14 protein-coding genes are annotated in these 21469 nt (G+C 62.6%); 8 read left to right on the plus strand and 6 right to left on the minus strand.

Features of this window, described 5'->3' with window-relative positions; all coding sequences use genetic code 11:
* Window positions 1-65 precede the first annotated feature (65 nt).
* On the plus strand, window positions 66-413 hold the full coding sequence (locus tag IQ458_RS07285; RefSeq protein WP_192197340.1) for a DUF1304 domain-containing protein: 348 nt from the start codon (window positions 66-68) through the stop codon (window positions 411-413).
* Between the two features lie 84 nt (window positions 414-497).
* On the opposite strand, the gene IQ458_RS07290 is transcribed toward IQ458_RS07285, so the two are convergent.
* The 4 genes from IQ458_RS07290 to IQ458_RS07305 are packed head-to-tail and all read right to left on the minus strand — an operon-like array spanning window position 498 to window position 4853.
* Window positions 498-890, minus strand: a complete 393-nt coding sequence (locus IQ458_RS07290) for a hypothetical protein (protein WP_183643987.1) — start codon at window positions 888-890, stop codon at window positions 498-500.
* Between the two features lie 4 nt (window positions 891-894).
* Window positions 895-1377, minus strand: a complete 483-nt coding sequence (locus IQ458_RS07295) for a hotdog fold domain-containing protein (protein ID WP_203322368.1) — start codon at window positions 1375-1377, stop codon at window positions 895-897.
* Between the two features lie 54 nt (window positions 1378-1431).
* On the minus strand, window positions 1432-3909 hold the full coding sequence (locus tag IQ458_RS07300) for an acyl-CoA dehydrogenase (protein ID WP_203322369.1): 2478 nt from the start codon (window positions 3907-3909) through the stop codon (window positions 1432-1434).
* Window positions 3906-4853, minus strand: a complete 948-nt coding sequence (locus tag IQ458_RS07305; protein ID WP_235996653.1) for an alpha/beta fold hydrolase — start codon at window positions 4851-4853, stop codon at window positions 3906-3908. The genes IQ458_RS07300 and IQ458_RS07305 overlap by 4 nt, the downstream gene beginning before the upstream one ends.
* A gap of 168 nt (window positions 4854-5021) precedes the next feature.
* Between IQ458_RS07305 and IQ458_RS07310 the strand changes: the two genes are divergently transcribed.
* On the plus strand, window positions 5022-5621 hold the full coding sequence (locus tag IQ458_RS07310) for a TetR/AcrR family transcriptional regulator (protein WP_183643979.1): 600 nt from the start codon (window positions 5022-5024) through the stop codon (window positions 5619-5621).
* A 70-nt stretch (window positions 5622-5691) separates the two neighbouring features.
* Here IQ458_RS07310 and IQ458_RS07315 read toward each other — a convergent pair whose 3' ends face one another.
* On the minus strand, window positions 5692-6504 hold the full coding sequence (locus tag IQ458_RS07315) for a DUF2145 domain-containing protein (protein ID WP_203322371.1): 813 nt from the start codon (window positions 6502-6504) through the stop codon (window positions 5692-5694).
* Window positions 6505-6508: 4 nt separating this feature from the next.
* Complete coding sequence (locus IQ458_RS07320) at window positions 6509-6949, minus strand: hypothetical protein (protein ID WP_203322372.1); 441 nt, start codon at window positions 6947-6949, stop codon at window positions 6509-6511.
* Between the two features lie 108 nt (window positions 6950-7057).
* On the opposite strand from IQ458_RS07320, the gene IQ458_RS07325 reads away from it, so the two are divergent.
* The 6 genes from IQ458_RS07325 to IQ458_RS07350 all read left to right on the plus strand — a co-directional run bounded on the left by IQ458_RS07325 (window position 7058) and on the right by IQ458_RS07350 (window position 21320).
* Window positions 7058-7801, plus strand: coding sequence for a helix-turn-helix domain-containing protein (locus IQ458_RS07325; RefSeq protein WP_203322373.1), 744 nt, complete (start codon window positions 7058-7060; stop codon window positions 7799-7801).
* 214 nt (window positions 7802-8015) lie between these two features.
* Window positions 8016-9803, plus strand: coding sequence for a phosphoenolpyruvate carboxykinase (GTP) (locus tag IQ458_RS07330; RefSeq protein WP_203322374.1), 1788 nt, complete (start codon window positions 8016-8018; stop codon window positions 9801-9803).
* A 264-nt stretch (window positions 9804-10067) separates the two neighbouring features.
* Window positions 10068-13079: a TonB-dependent receptor gene (locus IQ458_RS07335; RefSeq protein ID WP_183643963.1), complete on the plus strand. Its 3012-nt coding sequence runs from the start codon at window positions 10068-10070 to the stop codon at window positions 13077-13079.
* Window positions 13080-13174: 95 nt separating this feature from the next.
* A complete protein-coding gene (locus IQ458_RS07340; protein WP_203322375.1) occupies window positions 13175-14755 on the plus strand; it encodes a tetratricopeptide repeat-containing sulfotransferase family protein in 1581 nt (526 codons plus the stop codon).
* Window positions 14756-15005: 250 nt separating this feature from the next.
* The gene (locus tag IQ458_RS07345) at window positions 15006-18029 is read left to right on the plus strand and encodes a TonB-dependent receptor (protein ID WP_203322376.1); all 3024 of its coding nucleotides are present in this window, start codon (window positions 15006-15008) and stop codon (window positions 18027-18029) included.
* Between the two features lie 252 nt (window positions 18030-18281).
* Window positions 18282-21320 carry a TonB-dependent receptor gene (locus tag IQ458_RS07350; RefSeq protein ID WP_203322377.1) on the plus strand — a complete coding sequence of 1013 codons (3039 nt, stop codon included), beginning with the start codon at window positions 18282-18284 and terminating at the stop codon, window positions 21318-21320.
* Window positions 21321-21469: the final 149 nt, after the last annotated feature.

Consider the following 21469-nt stretch of genomic DNA (forward strand, 5'->3'; position numbering starts at 1 on the left):
CATGCGCGCGACGCGCGCGGGCTCATTTGGCTATCCTGTCGAGGCCGCCGCGCTGGACGAGAGACATGCTGATTGCCGTATCGCTGAGCTTCCTGGTCGCCCTGCTGCACCTGTACTTCATGGTGCTGGAGATGTTCCTGTGGACGCGCCCGATAGGCCTGAAGACTTTCCGCAATACACCGGAGAAAGCGGCGATCACGCGGGTGCTGGCGGCCAACCAGGGTCTCTACAACGGCTTCCTCGCCGCCGGCCTGCTGTGGGGACTGCTCAGCCAGCAATGGAACGTGGTGGTGTTCTTCCTCGTCTGCGTGGTCGTGGCCGCGCTGTACGGCGCCTACAGCGTGAGCCGGCGGATATTCTTCGTGCAGGGCATCCCCGCCGTCGCCGCGCTTGCCGCCATCTTCTTCGGCTGAACCGGCTTTTCCTTGCAGGAGCGACGTCAGTCGCGACCGAGTGCCGTCCGGGATGACGATTTCCGGTCGCGACTGACGTCGCTCCTACAGAAAAGACAGGCCCAGCGGCAGCGCGAACAACAGCGCTCCCAGCACGAACAGTGCGGTCAGCAGATGCAGCAGCCAATGATGGCGCCGCAGGAACACGAACTGTTCGATCGTCCGCCCGATCCAGAACAACGCCATGAAGGCCAGTACCGCGCGTCCCAGTCCGCTGTCCTGCAGTTCGCCGGTGAAGGCGAAACAGGCCGCGCCGATGCCGAGGAACAGGTAGATCAGGCGGAGGTTGAGGATCTGGGTGATCGCGCGGGTGGCGAATCCGACCCGGGCCAGTTCGTCCTTCCAGCGGAACAGCTTCCAGAAACCCAAGTGGAACAGGGCGAAGCCCAGGCTGTGGACGCCTGCCAGCCGGACCAGCCAGTCGCCCGCGGCTTCCATCAGGTCAGACGCCGGGGCTTGCCGGCCGCGGCGACACCCACATCGCGATGCGTGCGCGGAATACCGCCTCGCCCTGCGGATTGCTCACCACGACATCCATCGGCAACTCGTAGCCCTCTTCCGCGGCGTGCGGCGGGAAGGCGGGAGTGGCGACCGCGCGCATCGTGCCGACCGCCTTCTTCAGGTATTCCACGGTCATGCCGCGCGGAATCCAGCGCATCGAGGCCGGGATGCTCACATCGGTGGTCAGGCCGCCGACGAATTCGGCCAGGTTGCACAGGGCGATGGCGTGCACGGTGCCCAGATGGTTGGTGACGCCGCGCCGGTGGGAAATGGTCGCCTCGCCGCGGTTCGGTTCGAGCCGGGTGATGCGCGGGCGGATGCTGGCGAAGTAGGGCGCCTTGAAACAGACCAGGCGCGAGAACAGCCAATGGCCGAATGGCCGCGCCGAGAGTCTGCGGTACATCGACAGGACGGATGCGCTCATGGGGTCTCCATGCAAGGACGGCGAGCCGAAGCTCGCCGTCGCGGGTGTTGCGGGTCAGGCCGCGGCGCGTGACTTGTCGCCGGGCTGGTGTCGATCGTAGTAGCTGGCCGCGCGCAGCTCGTGCGCATCGAAATCGTCGACGGTGATGGTATCCAGCGTCATCGTGCGCAGTTCTTCCAACTGCTTGCGCTCTTCCGCGGTGATCCAGCCTTCGCGCACGCCCTCGTCCAGCTGGCTGGCGAAGTCCAGCGCCTCGATGCCCTTGGTCTTCAGCGCCTTCAGGAACTTGCGCTCCACCGGCTCGGCCAGCACGGCCTTGGCCAGATAGCTGTTGATGCGGCCGGCCGGATTGTTCTCGCACGGGGTGGTGAAAACGCCCTTGGCCAGGCGATCGCGTGCTTCGTTGGGCGTCATCAGCAGGGCGGCGGCACGGTGGCCCAGGCGATCGCCCGGTGCGTGCGCGCGGCGGCCCCACGGGAAGATCAGCGCCCACATCAGCCAGCCGACCGGACGGATCGGGAAGTTGCGCAGCGCCGCCGACAGCGACAGTTCGATCTGGTGCACGCTGTCGTGGAAGGCCCAGGCCAGCAGGGTCCGATCCGCCGCCGGCGCGCCTTCGTCGTGGTAGCGCTTGAGCATCGCGCTGGTCATGTACAGGTGGCTCAGCACGTCGCCCAGGCGGCCGGACAGCGATTCCTTGAACTTCAGCTTGCCGCCCAGCGTCAGCATCGAGATGTCGGCCATCAGCGCGAGGTTGGCGGAGTAGCGATCCATCTTGCGGAAGAAGCGGCGGGTGTACTCGTCGCCCGGAGCCGCGCCGATGCGCGAAGCGGTCAGGCCGAACCAGAACGAACGCACCGCGTTGGAAATCGCATAGCCGATATGGCCGAATAGGTTGCGATCGAACTCGTTGGTGCCGGCGACGGTATCCGGATTCTGCGCCGCCTTCATTTCCTTCAGCACCCACGGATGGCACAGGATCGCGCCCTGGCCGAAGATCAGCAGGCTGCGGGTCATGATGTTGGCGCCTTCCACCGTGATCGCGATCGGCGAGGCCTGCCAGGCGCGGCCGACGAAGTTGCGCGGCCCCAGGATGATGCCCTTGCCGCCGACCACGTCCATCACGTCCTTGACCACGTCGCGGCTCATGTTGGTGCAGTGGTACTTGGCGATCGCCGACGGCACCGCCGGCTTCTCGCCACGGTCCACGGCCGCCGCGGTCGCCTGCGACAACGCGCTGATCGCGTAGGCCTTGCCGGCGATGCGGGCGAGCGCTTCCTCGACGCCTTCGAAACGACCGACCGACAGGCCGAACTGCTTGCGGATGCGCGCATAGGCGCCGGTGACGACCGCGCCCATCTTGGCACCGCCGCTGGCGGTGGAGGGCAGGGTGATCGAGCGGCCGATCGACAGGCACTCGCTGAGCATGCGCCAGCCTTCGCCGATGCCCTTCTCCTCGCCGATGATCTGCGACAGCGGCAGGAACACTTCATGCCCGCGCACCGGGCCGTTCTGGAACGGCGAGTTCAGCGGGAAGTGGCGGCGGCCGACTTCCACGCCCGGGGTTTCGCGCGGCATCAGCGCCAGGGTGATGCCCAGATCGCGCTTGTCGCCCAGCAGGCCGTCCGGGTCGTACATGCGGAAGGCCAGGCCGATGATGCTGGCGATCGGCGCCAGGGTGATGTAGCGCTTGTCGAAAGTCAGCTTGATGCCGACCACCTTGGCGCCGTCCCAGTCGCCCTCGCAGACGATGCCGTAGTCCGGAATGGAGGTCGCGTCGGAACCGGCGAACGGACCGGTCAAGCCAAAGCACGGCACCTCGCGGCCGTCGGCCAGGCGCGGCAGGTAGTAGTCCTTCTGCTGCTCGGTGCCGTAATGCATCAGCAGTTCGCCCGGGCCCAGCGAGTTGGGCACGCCGACGGTGGAGCTGACCACGCTGGAGACCGAAGCCAGCTTCTGGATCACCTTGTGGTGGGCCAGCGCCGAGAAGCCCAAGCCACCGTAGGACTTGGGAATGATCATGCCGAAGAACTTGTTCTTCTTGATGAACTCCCACATTTCCGGCGGCAAATCGGCGTGGACGTGGGTGATTTCCCAGTCGTTGGTCATCCGGCAAAGATCTTCCACCGGACCGTCCAGGAAGGCCTGCTCCTCGGCCGTCAGTTCGGGCTTCGGCTGGGACAGGAGCTGGTTCCAGTCCGGATCGCCGGAGAACAGTTCACCCTCGAAGCCGACCGAGCCGGATTCCAGCGCGATGCGCTCGGTCTGCGACAGCGGCGGCAGGATCTTGCGGTAGAAGGTCAGCAGCGGTGCGGTGATCAACGGCTTGCGGATGGCCGGAATCAGCAGCGGGACGGCGATGAGGGCCACGATGACGGCGGCGATGATCGTGGCGGTCGGATTAGCGCCGAGCAGCCAGCAGGCTACCAGCAGGGTCGCGGTGATCGCCGCCCAATAGGCCAGCCGCAGGCGGTGATAGGCCGCGAACGCGCCCGCCAACAGGAAGGCGAGGAAGGGGGCTAGGATGCTCATGGACTTGCTCCGGTTGCGGATCCGCTTTCGGCGGACGATTCGGTGGGGGCTGGCGCGAAGGACGCCTGCGGCGACCGCAGTTCGGCCAGGTACTCGAGTACGGCGGCGGTGAAGGTGTCGTTGTCGTCGCCGGCCACCATGTGGGTGGCGTCCGGCAGATGGACGTGCCGCGCGTGGGGAACCAGCGCGCGGAACTCCTCGACGGTCCTTGCGGAGACCAGGTCGCTGCGTCCGCCGCTGATCAGAAGGATCGGACAGCGGATGCGGCTGGCGGCCTCGGCAAGGGCATCCTGGTGCTGCTCGCTGTCGCGGGCCAGTTCGTCGATCAGGCGCGGGTCCCAATGCCAATGCCAGCGGCCGTTTGCGTCCGGACGCAGCAACGCGCGCAGTTCATCCGGCGATTTGCGGTTGCGGCGGTGCGGCAGGTAGGCGGCGATGATGTCGCTGGCCTGTTCCGGGGACTCGAAACCGTCGGGAAACGCGGTCATGAAACCGAGGATGCGCTCCAGGCCCGCCGATTCCCAGCGCGGGGTGATGTCGACCAGCACCATTGCCCGCAGCAGGCCAGGCCAGCGCGATTCGGCGATCAGGCCGAACAGCCCGCCCATCGATGCACCGACGAGGATGGGCGCCTGGGCCTGTTCGCCGGCGACGATGATCAGATCATCGGCGAACTGCTCGCCGGCGTAAGGCAATTCGGCCGGATTCCGTTGCGAGTCACCGTGCCCGCGGGCGTCATAGGCAAGGCCGGCATAGCCCTTCGCGGCGAGGACCTGCGCGGTCCGCGCCCAGGCATGGCGGGTCTGGCCAAAGCCATGCGAATAGATCAATGCGGGTTCCGCCTGCAGCGGGGCGGGTGAAGCGAACCGGCTGGCAGCGAGCCGCAGATCGCCGGCTCCGGTCAGCCCCAGCGCTTCGCCGACACCGGTTGCGGAGAGGGACATGGCAGGAGAGGAGGCATTGACCATACGGGCTAGTATGGGCTTGCCGGTTTAGAGCAGTCAATCGGTCGGCGGGATTCTTCGCCATCGCAAGCGTTTGATTTGGCGAAAGTTTTGTTGCATCGCAGCAAACGTACTCCAACAAACTTCGCCGTATGGTTAAATGGGGTCATGACGACTCCAAGCCCCGACCCAGCTCCCGCCGCATCTCCGCGGAATGCCCGTCTCAGTGCCGACGACTGGGCGCAGGCCGCGCTCGATCTCATCGCCGAACAGGGTGTCTCCGCGGTGGCGGTCGAACCCCTGGCGCGTCGTCTCGGCGTGACCAAGGGCAGCTTTTACTGGCACTTTCCTTCCCGCGACGCCTTGTTGCAGGCGGCGCTGGAGCGCTGGGAAGCGGTGGAGCAGGAAAGCGTGTTCGGCAACCTGGAGAAAGTGCCGGATCCGCGCGAGCGCCTGCGCGCGCTGTTCCAACTGGTCGGACACGAGGTCAAACCGCACATCATCTACAGCGAGTTGCTGAAGGCGCTGGATCATCCGGCGGTCCAGCCGGTGATCGATCGTGTGTCGCAGCGTCGACTCGAATACCTGATGGCGTCGTTCCGTCAGGCGGGGCTGGCGCGCCAGGACGCGATCCATCGTGCCCGCCTGACCTATGCCGCGTATGTAGGCTTCCTGCAGCTGTCACTGCAACTGCAGCAGCCACGCATGACCCACGACGAGTTCGAAGCCTATCTGGAACACGTCATCTCCACCCTCATTCCCACCTGAGCGCAGGCGTACCTCGCTCGCGGAAAGCAGGGCGGCGAGCATGAGCGGGCACAAAGCCGCCTCGCGGGAATCATGCGGGACCGGGTGCGCTCATCAATCGGCCATTGCGCCATTCCCGCACGTGCTCGGTGTATCCCGCGCTGTCCAGATAGCGGAAGATCGAGCGTACGGTGACCACGGGATAGTCGCCTGACAGGCGGGTGGCGACCGGATGGTCGGTGAAGTCGACGTTGGCGGTGAACAATCCGCCCAGCACGCGCTTGGTGTACGGAACATGGATGGTATCCGGGATGAAACCATCGCCGCGCGCGAAGGCGTACGCCGTGGCGCGGTCGTATGCCGGCTTGTCGGCGATCGCGCTGGCCATCATTTCGACCAGCCAGGCGGTCGAGTTCTGATAGTTGCGGCCGCCGGGACGCGCGATCAGGTTGTAACGCGGATGGTGCAGGCTGTGGCGCGGCAACTGTTGCAGTCGCCCGGCCAGCCGCTGCGCGAAATCCGGCTTGAACCAGACGATGCGCAGATCCTGGTTGACCAGATCGTCGGAGAAGAAATTCACCAGCCCCTGCGCGTACAGTCCCGAACGATCGCTGCCGCAGTCGTTGAGCAGGTGCACCACCGTCCAGTGTCCCCGGGGATGATCGCGGACGACAAAGCCGGCATGGCTGTAGACCAGACCCTGCTTGGACAGATCCGTACCCACCCGCGCAATCAGTGCCACCGGCGCATCCCTCTGATCCAGCGCGGCGGCGGCCAGCAGCGCGGTCTCCGCCGCCGAGGCGACCTTGGCCGGCGACAGTTGTTGCTCCCGGCAATCGTTGCCGGCGTGGGCCGCCAGCGGCAGGCACAACAGCCACGCGCAGCGCATCAACAGGCGGTTCATCGGCTCAACTCCCGTAGCGATGGCTGTGGATGTGCGGACGGACGCTGTCGTTGGCGATGAAGCACAGCGTCTCGCCGGCAGCGCTCAGCAGCCAGCCGGTGGCAATGGCGGTCACGCTGATCGCGGTTCCCACCGCGATGCCCAGCCGGCGAACCGCTTCCACCGACAGGTAGACCACGAACGAGGCGCCGGCGGCGGTGGCCGACACGGTCACCGCCACACTGCCGCCCACGACGGCGACCCCCGACACCACGGCCGACGCGCCATGCGCCAACGCGTGCACGACGGCCACGGGCACTTCGACGGAAGCGGCGAGGCTGGCCTGCGAGTGCCGGCTGGCGCCATCGGACTGGACGGCGGCCAGGGCGGGAACGGCATCGGCGAACAGTGCGGTCGCCAGCAGCAGGGCACGGAAGTACGGGACGGGGGATTTGGACAGGGTCATCGGCAGGTCTCCTTGCGCAGCGCAAGGTGGGCGCAGACGCCGTCCGGATTCAACTAACTTTGACGAGGTAAGCTTCCGGAGGACGAAAGGTATAGGAATCCGCTACCCATGGCCGTATCCCTCGAACTGGTCGACGCGCTCAAGCGCTGCCTGCGCGGGCAGGGCATGACCTACCGCGATCTGGCGGCGCAGATGAAGATGAGCGAGGCGGCGATCAAGCGCATGTTCTCCCGTCGCGCCATGAGCCTGCAGCGGCTGGAGCAGATCTGCGAGGTCCTGGATGTTGGCCTGGCCGAGCTCAGCGCCGAGGCGTCGCGCGGGCGCAAGCCGATGGTCCAGTTGGAGGCGGCGCAGGAACAGGCGCTGGTGAAGGAGCCCGCGCTGCTGATGGCGCTGTTCCTGACCCTCAATCGATGGCGGCAGGAAGATGTGCTGGAACACTTCGGCTTCACCTCCGCCCAGTGGACCGGCCTGCTGGTGAAACTGGATCGCCTCGGCATCATCGAGCTGATGCCCGGCAACCGCACGCGCACCCTGACCGCGCGCAACTTCCGGTGGCGCGCCGATGGGCCGATGGAACGCTATTTCCGCCACACCCTGCTGACGGATTACTTCGCCGATGCCTTCGACGGCGAGCAGGATGCGTTGCTGCTGCTCAGCGGCAGCCTCAGCATCGAAGGCATCAAGCAATTGCGGCAAAGGCTGGAGGAAGTGGCGCGCGAGTTCGATGCCCTGTTGGCGCGGGATGCGACCCTGCCGGCGTCCGAGCGCATCGGGGTGAGCCTGGTGCTGGCGCAGAAGCCCTGGCTGCTCCAGCTCTTCAACCCCTACCGGCGATCGCGCACCGGCTGAGCCCGCCCCCGGAACTCCTGGCCTGCCGCGAGGGGGAGCCTGCCGGCGCCGCGTCTACATATGTATGTGGACCGCTGCCTCTGACGCCGATTCCGGGAGGCCCGGGCGTGCCCTCCGGGACAAGTCCTGACCTTCCTGAATCCGATTCGGCGTTCTCCTCGTCATCGGGACCGGACATTGGTATCATTTTGGTCTCATTTTTCGAGGGCACGGCATGAACGCAGCGGTCGACGTTTTCAAATCGCAGGACTCCCAGGGGTGCAGGCTGGATGCGCTGAACGCCTGGGTCGCGGAAGTCGCCGCGCTGACCCAGCCCGACCACATCCATTGGTGCGATGGCAGCGATGCCGAAAACGCCGCGCTCATCGCCCGCATGCAGGCCGACGGCACCCTGCTGCCGCTCAACCGCGAAACCGATCCGCACAGCTGGCTGCACCGTTCCAGCCCCAGCGACGTGGCGCGGGTCGAGCATCTGACTTTCGTCTGCACCCCGGAGCGCGACGACGCCGGCCCGAACAACCACTGGATGGCGCCGGCCGAGGCACACGCCAAGATGGACGCGCTGTTCGCCGGCTGCATGCGCGGTCGCACCCTGTACGTGGTGCCGTATTGCATGGGCCCGATCGATTCACCGCTGGCGCGTTGCGGTGTGGAAATCACCGACTCGCCCTACGTGGTCGCCAACATGCGCATCATGACCCGCATGGGCGCGGCGGCACTGGCGCGGATCGAACGCGAGGGCAGCTTCGTCAAGGGCCTGCACTCGATCGGCGAACTGGATCCGGAGCGCCGCTTCATCATGCATTTCCCGGAAGAGTTGACCATCAAGAGCTACGGCTCCGGCTACGGCGGCAACGCGCTGCTCGGCAAGAAGTGCCACGCGCTGCGCATCGCCTCGCACCAGGCACGCCAGGAAGGCTGGCTGGCCGAGCACATGCTGATCGTCGGCATCGAGAACCCGCAGGGCCAGACCCACTATGTCGCCGCCGCGTTCCCTTCCGCCTGCGGCAAGACCAACCTGGCCATGCTGATTCCGCCGGAGGGCTACCGCCAGGCCGGCTGGAAGGTGTGGACCGTCGGCGACGACATCTGCTGGATGCGTCCGGGCGCCGATGGCCGGCTGTACGCCATCAATCCGGAAGCCGGCTTCTTCGGCGTCGCTCCGGGCACCTCGGACAGTTCCAACCCTAACGCGCTGGCCACCATCAGTCACCACACCATCTTCACCAACGTCGCGGTGACCGACGAGCAGGAACCGTGGTGGGAAGGCCTGGACGGACGCACGCCGGCGCTGGACTGGCAGGGACGCCCGTACGATCCCGCCAACGGCCCGGCCGCGCATCCGAACTCGCGCTTCACCGTGTCCGCCCGCCAGTGCCCCAGCTACTCGCCGCGCGCCGAAGATCCGCAGGGCGTCCCGATTTCGGCGATCGTGTTCGGTGGCCGCCGGGCATCGCTGGTTCCGCTGGTGTTCGAAGCCCGCGACTGGCCCCATGGCGTCCTGGTCGGCGCCGCGATGGGGTCGGAAACCACCGCCGCCGCCACCGGCGCGGTTGGCGTGATGCGTCGCGACCCGATGGCGATGAAACCGTTCTGCGGCTACAACTTCGCCGACTACTTCGCCCATTGGCTGTCGTTCGACCAGCCCGGCGCGAAGCTGCCCAAGATTTTCCACGTCAACTGGTTCCGCAAGGGCGACGACGGCAAATTCCTATGGCCGGGTTTCGGCGAGAACCTGCGCGTGCTGGAGTGGATGATCAAGCGGGTGGAAGGGCAGGCGGACGCTGTGGAAACGCCGATCGGCCATCTCCCGCGGCCCGCTGACCTCAATCTCGAAGGCGTGGCGCTTTCGCAGGAAGCCGAGGCCAAGCTGTTCGGCTTCGACCGGGACGGCTGGCGGTCCGAGGTGGAAAGTATCGGGGCCTATCTGGAGGAGTTCGGTGGGAGGATGCCGGGGGCGTTGAAGGGTGAGCAGGAGCGCATTGCCAGCCAGTTGGGTTAAATCTGACCTTCGTCCAACGGAAACGGCTGCTTCTGCAGCCGTTTTCTGTTTCTGGTGGCGCTGAATGCGGGATGCCACAAACGTATTTTTACTTACAGTTCATCAAAATGAATAGGGCAAGTGTTTGATTTATAAGGGCGCATAACTCTTTCTTAATAAAGAAATTTGCGTTACTCTTGGGTTCACAGGCTATGTGAGGCCTGTCACTTCGGATTCCGGCGCCGCGTTGGCACCGGCCGTTTACAACTCAAGAGAGAGAGACAAATGGGTTCCAGTTACTTGTCGAAAGGCATCAAGCGCACGGCCCTGAGCCTGGCCCTGGGTGCCTGCTTCGTGGGTGGGGTACAGGCGCAGTCGAACTCGGCCGGTGCCATCACCGGTCGCGCCGTCGACGGCGACACCATCACCATCGTCAGCCCGGACACCGGATTCACCCGCACCATCAACGTCAGCGGCGACGGCAGCTATCGTTTCTCCGCGCTGCCGACCGGTAAGTACACGATCACCCGCAAGGCTGCGGACGGCGCTTCGTCCAGCCGCGATATCACCGTGACGGTGGGTACGGCCGCGAATGTGGATTTCGCCCGTGCGGCCGCCGCTTCGGGTGGTGCCACCACGTTGGATGCAGTGCAGGTCGTCGGCACCAATGCCATCAACCCGATCGACGTGTCCTCCGTGGAATCCACCACGGTGCTGACCGCTGAACAGATTGCCAAGATTCCGGTTGCCCGCAACATCACTGGCGTCGCGCTGCTGGCTCCCGGCACCATCAAGGGTGATGCCGCGTTCGGAAACCTGGCGTCGTTCGGCGGATCTTCGGTGTCGGAGAACCAGTATTACGTCAACGGCTTCAACATCACCAATACCTTCAAGAACCTCAATTTCGCGCAGATCCCCTTTGAGGCGATCGCCGAGCAGCAGGTCAAGACCGGCGGCTACGGTGCCGAATTCGGTCGTTCCACCGGTGGTGTGATCAACCTGATCACCAAGCGTGGTTCGAACGAGTTCCACGCCGGCGGCAACATCTTCTGGGAACCGGAATCGCTGCGCGAGAGCACGCCGAACCTGTACTACCGCAATGGTCGACTGGTTTCGGATAATTCCAAGGATCTGGGCTGGGCCGCGACCGCTTCGGTCTGGGCCAGCGGCGCGCTGGTGAAGGACAAGCTGTTCGCCTATGCGCTGCTGCAGTATGGCCGCACCGACGAAGCCGCCTATCCGAATGTGCTGAGCGGCGGCAAGAACACCCAGGAAGAGCAGAAGTCGCCGTCCTGGCTGGTCAAGCTGGACTGGAACATCACCGATGACCACCTGCTGGCGCTGACTGCGTTCTCGGACAAGCGCAAGACCAACACCGCGTATTACTACACGACCTTCGAAGGTGATTCGGTCAAGCCGAATCGTGGTACCTATCTGGGCACGCTGCATGAAGAAGATGGCGGCGAGAACTATGCGCTGAAGTACACCGGCTACCTGAGTGAAAATTTCACCTTGACGGCGCTCGCGGGCCACGGTGAATTCTCGCGTTCGAACCACGCCATCCAGGCCGACGGCAGCCGCATCTCCTATGACGGCAATCTCAACAGCGTGGTGGGCGGTTGCCCGATCGTGCGTGACAACCGTCCCAGCGCCCGCAAGGATGCCACCGGCATCTACTCCGGTTGCGACTTTGCGACCTCCCTGAACCGCTCCGATGCCAAGGACACTCGCGACCAGTTCCGCATCGACGCCGAATGGTTGCTGGGCGATCACGTGGTCAAGTTCGGTTACGACCTGGACGACTTCGAGACGGTGGATGGCACTGCGTATTCGGGCAACTACTACTACCAGTACAACAACAACCCGAACACCGGAAACGATTTCGTTCGCCGCATCAACATCCGCCAAGGTTCGACGGTGAAGGTCGAGCAGCGTGCGTTCTATGTGGAAGATACCTGGAACGTCACCGACAATTTCCTGGTCTACGGTGGCTTGCGCTGGGACAGCTTCGAGAACAAGAACGGACTGGGCCAGAGCTACGTCAAGATCGACAATCAGTTCGCTCCCCGCCTTGGCTTCTCGTGGGACGTGAATGGTGATTCGTCCTTCAAGATCTTCGGTAATGCCGGTCGTTTCGCTCTGCCACTGACCGCGAACGTTGCCGTCCGTGGGGCGAGCGCGTCGATCTACGAGATGCAGGACTTCATCTACACGGGTGTCGATCCGGTTACGGGCGTGCCCATCAACATGACGCCGGGTGGCGGCCCGTTGGTGGAACCCTATTATGCGAATGGCGAAACCGGTCAGAACAAGAACCCGGCCTCCATCGCGTCGACCAACCTGAAGCCGATGTATCAGGATGAATTCATCCTCGGCTTCCAGGCCCAGATCACCGAGCACCTGTCCGCCGGTGTTCGCGGTGTCTACCGTGAGCTCAAGCGTGCGATCGACGATACCTGCGACATCCGTCCGATCGAGGATTGGGCTGAAGCGAACGGGTATACGGACGTGGCCGTCGGCAATCCGTCGTTCCCGTACTGCCGCCTGTACAACCCCGGCAGCGATGGCATCTGGAACATCGACGTTGATGGCGACGGCACCACCGAGCGCGTCTCCATCGCCGCGAACGCGTTGGGCCCGGAAGCCAAGCGTACCTACTCCGCACTGGAGTTCTTCTGGGAAGGCGCGTGGGACAAGTTCTTCCTGCAGGGTTCCTACACCTACGGCAAGAGCAAGGGCAACACCGAAGGCGGCGTGAAGTCCGACATCGGCCAGGGTGATACCGGCACCACGCAGGACTTCGACTATCCGGAGCTGATGCTGGGTTCTTTCGGTTACCTGCCGAACGACCGTCGCCACACCCTGAAGATGTTCGGCAACTGGGACATCACGGATGAGTGGTCCGTGGGTGGCAACCTGCTGGTCCAGTCGGGACGTCCGATCAACTGTTTCGGTGTCTACGGCGACGACCCGGTCGGCTACCGCGCGGCGTACTTCTCCTGCGATCCGATTGGCCAGCATGGCGGTACCACCGTCGTGGACCGCGGCACCGCCGGACGCACCTCGTGGACGACGACCTTCGACCTCAATGTCGCCTATCGTCCGGCATTCGCCGACGGCAAGCTTGCCTTCAAGGTCGACGTGTTCAACGTGTTCAACGCGGACAAGGCCATCGCGGTCAACGAGGAAGGCGAGAACGACGCGGGTGACCCGATCGTGCAGACCGAAACCTACAAGACCCCGCTGTCCTGGCAGACCCCGCGCTCGGTCCGCTTCATGGTGCAGTACGACTTCTAAGCAATATCGGGAAGTCAGCGTGAAAGAGACGGCCGCCCTTGGGCGGCCGTCTTGTTTTTGCACTATCCTTTTTGCTTTGCCCCTCGGAGCCCAGTGTGCAAAATCCCGACATCGGTGCCTACGTCCAGCGTGGCCGCCAGGCAATGATGGAACGTCGTTTCGACGATGCACGCGAGATCTACCAGCAGATTCTCGCGCTGGATCCCGCGCAACCGCGTGCTTGGCTGGCGTTGTCCGCGTTGGCCCAGAGCCAAGGCGATTTCCGTGAATCGGTGCGCGCGGTCCGTTCTGCCGTACCTGCCTGGAAGCGAAGCGGAAGCCAGCAGTTCATCACCGAACTGAGCATGCGGTTGCTCGTGCTGGGAGAGTACAAGGAAGCGAGGGATCTCATTTCATCGGCCGACTGGTCCGATCCGATTGTCCTGCGCTACAGCATGGGCCTCGTGCAGTATCTTGGTCTGGCCGAGGCACACCAGGAAGCGTTGGATCTGGCGGACTACGCAATTTCCAAGGCGGGGAACCCGCCGGCGGCGCTCCTGCTGGCTCGCGCAAACGCACTGAGGTATCTGGGACGTATGCAAGAGGCAACGGAAGCCTATGAGCGCTGCATCGCGCTGGATCCCTTGAATGCGGAAGCGCACTGGACGCTCGCGCACCATGCCGTCGACAACACGCCGGGAGGACGGCTACCCCGGATAAGGAAGGCGATATCGCATACTCAGCCATCATCCGAAGATGCCATCTATCTTCACTACGCGTTGTTCAAGGAATTGGATGATGCGGGTAATGTCGAGGACGCCTGGCGGGCATTGCGAACGGGATCCACCATGAAGCGGGCAAGGCTACGGTATGAGGACGCAGCCTGGGCAACCAGCTTCGAAAAGCTCCGGCAGGTCTGCGACAAGGGATTCCTTCATGGGACACAAGCGCCGCAGGAAAATGGGCATTTCCAACACACGCCTATCTTCATCGTAGGCTTGCCGCGCAGCGGAACTACTTTGCTCGAGCGGATGCTTGGCAATCATCCCGGTGTCGTGTCCGCCGGTGAGCTGAATGATTTCCCATCGCAGTTGGCGTGGGAAATCAATGCCTTCATCGGCGAACTGCCTGGACCGGAAGCGCTGAACGCCTACCGCGATTTGAACTATGCGTCGCTGGGGAGCGGCTATCTGCGACGAACGGGTTGGCGCGTGCGGGACGCGGATTTTCTGGTTGACAAGCTGCCTAACAACTTCATCAATGCAGGCTTCATCCACAAGGCGCTGCCCAATGCCAAGATCATCTGTCTCCGGCGCGGTGTGGCGGACAGCTGTTTCTCGACATTCAAGCACCTCTTTTCGGGAACCGCATATCCCTTCAGTTACGACATTGCAGAGATGATCGCGCATTATCGGCGTTTCGATCAGCTGGCGAATCATTGGCAGGAAGTCATGCCGAGTGCGTTTCTCTGCGTGGACTACGAGCGCTTGGTCAACGACACGGATGACGCTCTTCGCCAAGTGTCTGATTTCTGCGGCCTTCAAGACCATGCAGGCCTCGCCGCAGTGGAAAGGAATACCTCGCCTTCGGCGACTGCGAGCACTTCCCAGGTTCGCGACCAGGTGCATACCCGCAACATCGGCAGCTGGTTGCGTTATCAGGAGCACTTGGGCGAGTTGATGGACGCCGTCTCGTGATGGACCGCGCTGATCGTAGGGTGTCCGGTGGACTAGGCGGCCGCGGTCTTTCGCCGCGTAGTCATTACGGCTTTGTTGCTAACTATTTGAAAAATATTGGTTTGTTGTCGTAAAAGTGTAATTTCTGTTCTGCTCCCAAGCGTGAAAGTTACGTTATTCTCGAGTTACCAGGCGTTTATGTTCGGCGTCTGACATTCGGACCGGATCACTTTGTTTCGGTCTTTTTTTGACTTGAGAGAGAGAGCACACGATGACTACCCAGAAGGGACGGAACTTCCTGTCCGTCGGTATCAAGCGGACGGCACTCAGCCTTGCGCTGGGCGCTTGCTTCGTAGGGGCCGTACAAGCGCAAAGCGCGGTCGGTTCCATCTTCGGTGACACCAAGGCGGGGTCGACCGTTACCATCCAGAGCGGCCAGACGGGTGTGACGCGCACCATCACGTCCGACGCGACGGGCCGGTTTACCTTCGGCCAGCTCCCGCCAGGTTCGTACAAAGTGACCTCTGACGGCGTGACCCGCGACGTGGTCGTCAAGGTCGGCACCGGTTCCCCGGTCAGCTTCGCTGCGGCTGCTTCGGGGTCGGCGACGACGCTGGACACCGTGCTCGTGACGGGCAGCGGCGCAATCAACCCTATTGACGTGTCGTCGGTGGAATCCACCACCGTTTTCACGGCTGAACAGATCAATGCACTGCCGGTCGCGCAGAACATCACGGCAGTCGCCTTGCTTGCCCCTGGCACCGTCAAAGGCGACAGCGGTATTGGCAACGGAAACCTGGCTTCGTTCGGTGGTTCGTCGGTGGCCGAGAACGGCTACTACATCAACGGTTTCGACGTCACCAACATCCGTAACTTCATTTCTTATGCGGACCTGCCGTTCCAGGCGATCGCACAGCAGCAGGTGAAAACGGGCGGCTATGGCGCCGAATACGGCCGCTCGCTGGGTGGCGTGATCAACCTGGTCACCAAGCGCGGCAGCAACGAGTGGCATTACGGCGGCGGCGTGTTCTATCAGCCTAGCTGGGGGCGTGACTCCGGCAAGGACGTGATTACCCGCAGTCAGAGCGCGCTGGAGAATGGCGATATCTATTCTGCGTATCGTAGCGACAACGAATACGAAAGCCTCAACTACAATGCGTATGCGAGCGGTCCATTGATCAAGGATCGGCTGTTCTTTTTCGCGTTGGTGGAAGGCCGTGGTGACCAGGACGATGTGTATGGCACCGAAACGTCATACCGCGACCGCAACAACAGCCCGACCGGAATGCTGAAGCTAGATTGGTACATCACCGACGACCACCTGCTCGAATTCACCGGCATCTACAACAAGACCAAGACCAAGCGCACCACCTATAGCTATTCCTCCGGCAAGTACGTCGGCGTCCACCAGGACAAGAATTCCGATCTGGAATTTGAGAATGGCGGCAAGGTCGGCATCCTGAAGTACACCGGTTATCTCACCGACAACTTCACCCTGTCGGCTCAGGCGGGCTACCTGAAGAGCACCGACAACTATCAGACCCCCGAAGGTCTGCCGGGCTCCGAGTGCGTTCGCGCGTTCGACAGCCGCGTTTCCGCCGGTACCACGACCTACATCGGTTGCTGGAATCAGGACCAGACCTTCATCCGCGACGCGGATTTCGGCCCGGACGAAGACGAGCGCAAGGCGTACCGCCTGGACGCGGAATGGCAGCTGGGTGATCACCGCCTGCGCTTCGGTTATGACACCGAAACCTTCACGTCGTCGCATGCTGGCCAGACCTACACCGGCGGCGCCTACTGGCGTCACTTCCGTACCGGCGCCGCTGAAACGCGCCAGGTGAATGGCGTGGCCATCGGTCCGAACACCAACTATGCGCGTCGCTGGGACAGTCGCACCACTTCCGCCGCATATGACGTCGAAAACGTCGCTTACTACGTGGAAGACAGCTGGCAGGTCACCGACAACTTCATGGCCTACTTGGGCCTGCGTTCCGAGCAATTCGAGAACAAGAACGCAGCTGGTGTGGCCTTCGTGAAGTCCGATCACGAAATCGCTCCTCGCCTGGGCTTTGCCTGGGACGTGAACGGTGATTCGACCTTCAAGGTGTTCGGCAATGCGGGTCGCTACTACATCCCGGTCGCAGCCAACACCAACATCCGCGCATCCGGTGGCGAGGTGATCATCGAGGATTACTTCATTTCCACTGGCGTCGACCTGGCAACCGGCCTGCCGGTCGGTCTGGGCGCCCAGATCGGCCCCACCAACGTCAACGGCACGCTGGATCCGCCGAACCCGGCCTCGATCGCCACGACCAACCTGAAGCCGATGTACCAGGACGAATTCATCCTGGGCGGTCAGATTGCCCTGAACGATTCCTGGACCGTGGGCCTGCGCGCCATCATGCGCGAAGTGAAGAGCGGCATGGACGACTACTGCTCGCACCAGCCGTTCCTGTCGTGGGCCGAGGACAACAACAAGCCGGACATCGATCTGGATTCCATCCCGGGTTGCTTCATCATGAATCCGGGTAGCGACGTTAGCCTGGCGTTCGATTCGGACGGCGATGGCGTGGTGGAAGTCAACAACATTTCCTCCAGCTACTTCGGTCTGCCAAAGTACCGCCGCAAGTACAGCGCGATGGAGTTCTTCTGGGAAGGCAGTGGCGGCGACAAGTGGTATGTCCAGGGCTCGTACACCTACGCCAAGAGCAAAGGCAACGTGGAAGGTTATGTCAACTCCACGCTCGAGCAGGACGACGCCGGCCTGACCCAAGACTTCGACCACAAGCTGTTCGAGGATGGTTCGTTCGGCTACCTGCCCAACGACCGCCGCCATACCGTCAAGATGTTCGGTACCTACCGCATCACCGATGAGTGGCGCATCGGCGGCAACCTGTTGATCCAGTCGGGTCGTCCGGTCAACTGCCAGGGCTTCATTCCGTTGGATGACCCGAGCGTGGGCATCGATGCCGGCAACCTGGCGCTGTACAGCGGATCGAGCTTCTACTGCCTGAAGCCCGATGGCGTGACCCGCGAACTGAGCCGCCGCGGTGAGTTTGGCCGCACCCCGTGGATCTGGACCTTCGATGCCTCGGTTGCCTATACGCCGAACTGGGCAGACAAGCGCCTGACCCTGCAGGTCGACGTGTTCAATCTGTTCAACCGCCAGCAGGTCACTGAGTACTCGGAAGGCACGGAAAGCAGCCGTGGCATCTATAATCCGAACTTCCTCAATGACCTGAACTACCAGGCGCCGCGCCAGCTGCGTTTCAGCGTGCGCTACGACTACTGATCCCGTATCAGCGTTCCGCCAAGAACCACTCCTCCCTAGGGAGGAGTGGTTTTTTTTACCCGCTTGAATTCGTATTACGCGACTCAAAAAACAGTAACTAATTGATATAAAAAGAAAAAATAAGAGAAAAGATAATTTCAGTTACGGTTCAGGCTGTGAAAATTGCGTTACTCTCACTGTCAGCCGGCTCATAGAAGCCGGCAATCCTTTTGGCTTCCAAACATTTCTTGGAACAACAGAGAGAGAGAGTCAATGCGTAATCGAAAGTCCAGTCTCGTTCATGCCAGCATCAAGCGGACCGCCCTCAGCCTCGCACTCGGCGCCTGCTTCGTGGGCGGCGTTCACGCGCAGTCCAATACCTCGGGTGCCGTCGTCGGTCAGGCCGCCTCAGGCGATACCATCACCGTCGTCAACCCGAGCACCGGCTTCACCCGCACCATCACGGTCGGTGGAGATGGCTCCTATCGCTTCTCTGCATTGCCAACGGGCAAGTACACGGTGACCCGCAAGGCGGCCGATGGCAGCACCTCGAGCCGCGACATCTCCGTGAACATCGGTACCGCGGCCACGGTGAGCTTCGTCAGCGCCGGCGGCGGCGATGCGACCACCCTGGGTGCGGTTACGGTGACCGGTACCGGTTTCATCAACCCGATCGATGTCTCCTCGGTTGAGTCCACCACCATCCTGACCTCCGAGCAGATCGCCAAGCTGCCGGTGCCGCGCGATATCACCAGCGTCGCATTGCTGGCGCCCGGTACCGTCCGCGGCGACGCCGCGTTCGGCAACCTGGCTTCCTTCGGCGGTGCCTCGGTCGCTGAGAACGCCTACTTCATCAACGGCTTCAACGTCACCAACTCCTTCCGCAACCTCAACTTCGCCCAGGTCCCGTTCGAAGGCATTGCGGAGCAGCAGATCAAGACCGGCGGTTATGGCGCCGAGTTCGGCCGTTCGCTGGGCGGCGTGATCAACCTGGTCACCAAGCGCGGTAGCAATGAGTTCCATGCCGGTGGCAATGTGTTCTACAGCCCCGACAGCATGCGTTCGGCGGTGCCGAATGCCTACCTGCGCAACGGCACCCTGCGTTCTGACAATTCCAAGGATTCCGAGGAGAACGCGACCGTGGCGGTGTGGGCCAGCGGCGCGCTGGTCAAGGACCGCCTGTTCGCTTACGGCTTGCTGCAGTACGGCCGTACCGAAGCCGATTCCTGGGGCAACGTCCTGGCCTTCAACAACACCTACAACGAGACCAAGACGCCGACGTGGCTGGCCAAGTTGGACTGGTACCTGACCGACAACCACGTCCTGGAACTGACCGCGTTCTCGGACAAGACCGAGACGGATTCGGACGTGTACGGCAATACTCCCGGCGTGCTCAATCGCACGGGCAAGATTGGTACCGTGTTCACCGAGAACGGTGGCGAGAATTACGTTCTGAAGTACACGGGTTATCTGACCGACAACTTCACCCTGTCCGCCTTGTACGGTCATGGCGAGTTCTCGCGCTCGGTCCGCATGCGTACGGCAAGTGGCCTGGACGTTTCCTACGGCGGTGACCTGAACGTACCGGCGACCGGCTGCCCGGTGATCGTGGATGCACGTCCCGGCTATCGTCGTGCGCTGACGGGCACTTACGGCAGCACCTGCAACATCAGCGCCAACATCCCCTCGCTGGCCGGCGCCATCGATCGCGTTGACTCGGGCGATACCCGCGACCAGTTCCGTATCGACGCGGAATGGCAGCTGGGTGACCACTTGGTGAAGTTCGGCTTCGACCTGGATGATTACGAGTCCATCGCTGGTACCTCCATCGAAGGCGGTCGTGCATGGCGCTATTCGACGATCGACCCCGATACCGTTGCCAACAGCGGTGACGAAACCGACATCGTGCGCGAGCAGATCGTCAACCAGGGCGCCACGGTCAAAGTCGAGCAGCGGGCGTTCTACATCCAGGACAACTGGAACATCACCGACAACTTCATGGCGTATGTCGGCCTGCGCTGGGACAGCTTCAACAACAAGAACGGTGCCGGCCAGAGCTTCGTCAAGATCGACAACCAGTTCGGCCCGCGCCTGGGCTTCTCCTGGGACGTGAATGGCGACTCGACCTTCAAGATCTTCGGTAATGCCGGTCGCTACGCGCTGCCGCTGACCCCGAGCGTGGCCGTGCGTGGCGCCAGTGCCTCGCTGTTCACCCGTCAGAACTTCAACTACATCACAGTTGACCCGGTGACGGGCGCGCCGATTGATCCGGTGGCCCGTGGTCCGTTGAGCTACATCAACGGCGAATTCGGCGTTGGCAAGAATCCGGCGACCATTGCCGCGAAGAACCTCGATCCGATGTATCAGGACGAGTTCATCCTGGGTTTCCAGGCGCAGCTGACCGACCACTTCTCGCTGGGTGTCCGCGGTATTTATCGTGACCTGAAGCAGGCGATCGACGATACCTGTGACTACTCTCCGATCATGGCGGCCAACGGCTTCGAGCTGACGGATGATGGCTGGGTGAACGCGAACGGCGACGTCGCCAATATCCCGGGTGCGGGTTTCCCGTACTGCCGCATGTTCAACCCGGGCAAGGACGCGGTGTTCGTGACCGATCTGTTGGGCAATGGTCAGCTGACCACCAACACGATCGATGGCGCCCTCCTGAGCCCGAAGGCCAAGCGTACCTATTCCGCGATGGAAGTCTTCTTCGAAGGCAGCTGGGATAACTTCTTCCTGCAGGGTTCGTACACCTACGCCAAGAGCAAGGGCAACACCGAAGGTGGCGTTAAGTCGGATATCGGCCAGGATGACACCAGCGTCACGCAGGATTTCGACTACCTGGAGCTGACCACCGATACCTATGGCTACCTGCCGAACGATCGTCGCCACAGCCTGAAGGTGTTTGGTAACTATCAGTTCAACGAAGAGTGGTCACTGGGTGCGAACCTGCTGATCCAGTCCGGTCGTCCGGTGAACTGCCTGGGCGTTCTGACGCTGCCGGACGGCTCGCTGCACGGCTATGGCGCGTCCTTCATGCGCTGCAATAACGAGGCGGTTCCGCGCGGTACCGCAGGTCGCCTGCCGTGGACCAACTCGGTTGACCTGAATCTGGCCTACCGTCCGTCGTGGGCGGAAGGTCTCCAGTTCAAGGTCGACGTGTTCAATGCGTTCGGCTCGGACAAGTACACCTCGGTGAACGAGATCGGCGAAGACGGCACCACCGGTGCCCGTTCGGAAACCTATCTGCTGCCGGCGTCGTTCCAGGCTCCGCGCTCGGTACGCTTCATGGTCCAATACGACTTCTAATCAAAGTCAGAAAAAATAGAACCACAGAGTTGCTTGAAGGCCACCCCTAGGGGGTGGCCTTCTTTTTTGCATTGCACCATTGAGAATCCAGGTTACGTACTGAATGGCCTTTCACAGAAAGGATGCAAATATTAATTAAAGCGATTTGA

This window comes from Pseudoxanthomonas beigongshangi, assembly GCF_016820515.1.
GTDB lineage: Bacteria > Pseudomonadota > Gammaproteobacteria > Xanthomonadales > Xanthomonadaceae > Pseudoxanthomonas_A > Pseudoxanthomonas_A beigongshangi.